The organism is Rothia sp. HMSC073B08, assembly GCF_001812975.1.
GTDB classification, from domain to species: domain Bacteria; phylum Actinomycetota; class Actinomycetes; order Actinomycetales; family Micrococcaceae; genus Rothia; species Rothia mucilaginosa.
On the sequence record NZ_KV811070.1, the window covers coordinates 1 to 3,518 of the forward strand.

Annotated in this window: 2 protein-coding genes; both read right to left on the reverse strand. The window is 55.7% G+C overall.

Annotated elements, in window-relative coordinates; all coding sequences use genetic code 11:
• Window positions 1-265 precede the first annotated feature (265 nt).
• Window positions 266-1,735 (reverse strand): ribosomal protection-like ABC-F family protein, encoded by a 1,470-nt coding sequence (gene abc-f / locus HMPREF2884_RS05185; RefSeq protein ID WP_005987409.1) that lies wholly within the window; start codon window positions 1,733-1,735, stop codon window positions 266-268.
• 261 nt (window positions 1,736-1,996) lie between these two features.
• On the reverse strand, window positions 1,997-3,283 hold the full coding sequence (locus HMPREF2884_RS05190; protein ID WP_070616146.1) for an MFS transporter: 1,287 nt from the start codon (window positions 3,281-3,283) through the stop codon (window positions 1,997-1,999).
• Window positions 3,284-3,518: the final 235 nt, after the last annotated feature.

Genomic DNA, 3,518 nt, shown 5'->3' on the forward strand with positions numbered 1-3,518 from the left:
CCGGTCACCCACACTCAACTCGGAAGAGCCAGTAAAACTGAAGCCATCGAGTGGGAGTAGGCCGATAGGGTTCTGACCTGCGATTTTGAGTGCCGCACTGTGCCGCTGAGTTTCGTTTCGTACGAGAGTCATGACAAAGCCACCAGCGACGGAGATGAGTAAAAGCGATTAAAGAGCCTCCGTTCCCTGCGTTGGGACGGAGGCTCTTTCTTTGCCGTTTTACTCCCTTGTCTCCGTTCGGGGATTATTTCTTGCTCATTTAGGGCTATTCGCGCTGAAAGATTTTGACTAGCTTGGTGTCCTTTATTTCGTAGACAATGTCTGCGACGTTCTCGACCAGCCTCTTATCGTGGGAGACGAACACTATCGTTCCGGCATAGGCGCTCATCATCTGCTCGAGGGCTTCGGCGCTCTTGATGTCCAGGTAATTTCCAGGCTCGTCCATGAGCAAGATGTTGTATCTGCCCAGCAGCATCTTCGCGAGTAGCAGCTTGATGACTTCGCCTCCCGAGAGAACGCCAACGTCCTTTGTCAGGTCGCGCGGTCCGATTCCCATAGAGGCGAGGATGCCTCGAATTTCGGTCATGCTGTACTCGCAACCATCCTGCATGAACGAGATCGCAGACTGACGGGCGTCGAACTTGTAGCCTGTTTGCTCGAAGTAACCGATCTCTGCCTTGGGAGAGATGTTGATACCGTCGGCGCGTCGAGCGATTGCCTTCAGCAGGCTGGTCTTTCCTGTACCGTTGCCACCGGTGATGGCCACTTTGGCACCGAGCGGTATCTCGAATTTCGCGTGGTCATAGAGCATGCAGTTGCCGAAGCTCAAGCTGAAATCGTCTGCCGAGATGGGAAATTTACTATGCAGTTCCAGGGCCTTGCTCTGGCGGAACCGCACGGCGCGAATGCTATCTGGGGCCTCAATCCCTTCGAGCGCTTCGAGGCGCTTCTCCATGTCCTTAGCCGCCTGGTACATCCTCTTCTGTTTGGTGCCGGTTGCTTTCTGATGCCCCAATCGACCTGCATACTCGTTGCTTTTTTTCGCAGCCTTCCGCTTGGCGTCGACCTGCCGTGCTTTTTTCCGTTGTTTTTCGATGGCGGCTTCGAGGCGATCGCGCTCGCGCATCGCCTCTTCGTATCGAGTCGCCTGAGCTTTGCGCTCTTCTTCTTTCTGTCGCAGATAGTCGGAGTAGTCACCCCAGAATTCGGAAATACCGCCGTCTTTGAGCTCCCAGATCTTGTCTACCACCTGGTCGAGAAAATGACGGTCATGGCTCACGATGAGCAGAGCCCCATCAAATGCCTTGAGTTGTCCGACGAGAAGGCGGATGCCGTCTTGGTCGAGGTGGCTCGTAGGCTCGTCGGCGAAGATCGCGCTTGCATGCTGGGAGAGTGCAGAGGCAATCTTGGCGCGTGTTTCCTCCCCGCCGCTCATCGTCTCCTGCGCCACTCCGGCGACGTTGAGACGGGAGAGCATCTCACCACTGTCCTGAGCCGCATCAAGGTCGAGTTCATCGAGTTGGCCGATGAGGGCAATGCTGCCGAAGCGCCTGACGTCGGCGTCCGCAATGGTAAGATTGCCGCTCAGAATTTTAAGCAGGCTGGTTTTGCCTGCGCCATTGTCTCCCACCAAGCCGATGCGATCGTAGGAGTAGATTTCCAACTCTTCGATATCTAGGATATCGCGGCCGGCATATTCCAAAAAGATGTCTTTAGCTTTGACTATGAGTTCCATAGGTTGAACCGCCTTTTGTGTATTAGCGTTTTACTGGAAGCGCAGCCATGCCAAAAAAGATTGCTCACGTCGATTTTTCGCCTTTGCCCAATTGCCGGCGCGAGCGTTTTGACCTTGCGCAAGCCGGCAAATCCGAAAATGATAGTTGGCGACGAATAAGGAGCGCGATGCGGAATGTCGGTGCAATACCTCGTCGTCGCAAGGGCTTGAAGGCTGACGCTTGAACCGATGGCTGCTGCCTCTTTTTTTCGAATACTTGGGCTATTGAATCTGCCCGGTATCTCTTTTCCCCGCGTTTCGGACGCTCGGAGCAAGCAGCATAGCCATCGCAAGCAGTACCATGGTCGCTCCAGAGCCGACGAACCATAACGGAGCTCCAAGCAGATCCGCAAAAACGGAGGGGGCTGCGAGGCCCATGGGCATGGCCGACGCCATGATGGTTCCGTAGAGGCCGAAAACGCGGCCTAGGTACTCAGGAGGTATCTGCTCCTGCATAAGGGCAGTCTGGGTTCCCGCGTACAACGGGGAGCATGCGCCCATAAGAAAGCTCACCGGCAGGAAAGCAGCGAACAATGACGGGCCGAGCGATCCGGATACGATTGCGGCAATGCCGAAGCCGGCAATCGCGGCGACCATGGTGAACGACCTATTGCGGAACCCTCCCGTGGCCGCCAAAATGCCGGACCCAGCCAGCATGCCTGCAGAAAAAAGGATTTCCACCAAAGCGGCATCCCCCGTGCTACCGCCAAAATGCCCCAAGGTCATTATTGGGAACAATGCCGCGAGCGGAGAGAACGCGAAAGCGAAGACGAACCCGCACCAAAGAAGGGCGAACAGCCCCCTGTACTCCCTAATCAGCTTGTAGCCGTCCGAAATCTCAGAGAAGAGCTCTCGAACCTTATTGGAAAAGGACAAGCTGCGGTCGGCTTCATCGAGGCCCCCTGCGTCTATCTGTGCGGCGAGGACGGCTAAAGAAGCGAAAAGCGCTCCCAGCACGTCGAGGACAATCATAGCGGTAATGCCCGCCACGGGATAAATCACTGCTGCAAGCGCGGCGCCAAGAATGTATCCGCCGGACTGAATCGCCTGAGTCACCCCCGATAGGCGAACGAGATGCTCTGGCGGGGCGAGATGGGGCGTGAGAGATTGGGAGGCTGGCGTGTAGAACGAAGTACCAACTGCACGGAGAAACAGGGCGATGAGAATTAGCCATGCAGGTAAGCTGCCGGCCAACGAGGCAATCGCCAAGGCGGCACCCACCGCGGCAATGAAGAGGTCGGTGCCGATGAGGACACGTTTCAAAGGCAGTCTGTCGACAACGGCGCCCGCAAGGATTCCGAACAAAGCAATCGGCAGAAAGCCTGCCAGCGATGCTAAGGAGAGGAGAGAAGACGACCCTGTCGTGAGGGCGAGATGCCAAATAAGACCCATTTGGAGAATCGAACTCGTCAATGTCGAAACGAGCTCCCCGCCCCATACGAAACAAAGCTTGAATTGCCATGAATGGCACAGCAGAACAGACCTGCCCCGAGAGGTTTCAAATATCATGGTTATGTCCAATCGTGAAATGGCGTGCAGAAAAACAGCGCGACGCCACAACAGCGCCGCTTTCTAGGCGCTCATCCACGTGCGGAAAAGACCAACCACGACACCCCTCCTTTGTTAATTCGGTCTGGCAAACCATTTAATATTAACGAGGCTTGAGTTTGCCTGTCAAGTAGCGTCCCGCATAGTGGTGTAACCGTGGGTGGTCGGCCCGTTGCTTGTGATGGGTGCGGTCACC

Bases quoted from the DNA above. Each gene is read 5' to 3' on its own strand.
- abc-f (WP_005987409.1), bottom strand. From the start codon at position 1,735: ATGGAACTCATAGTCAAAGCTAAAGACATCTTTTTGGAATATGCCGGC.
- HMPREF2884_RS05190 (WP_070616146.1), bottom strand. From the start codon at position 3,283: ATGATATTTGAAACCTCTCGGGGCAGGTCTGTTCTGCTGTGCCATTCA.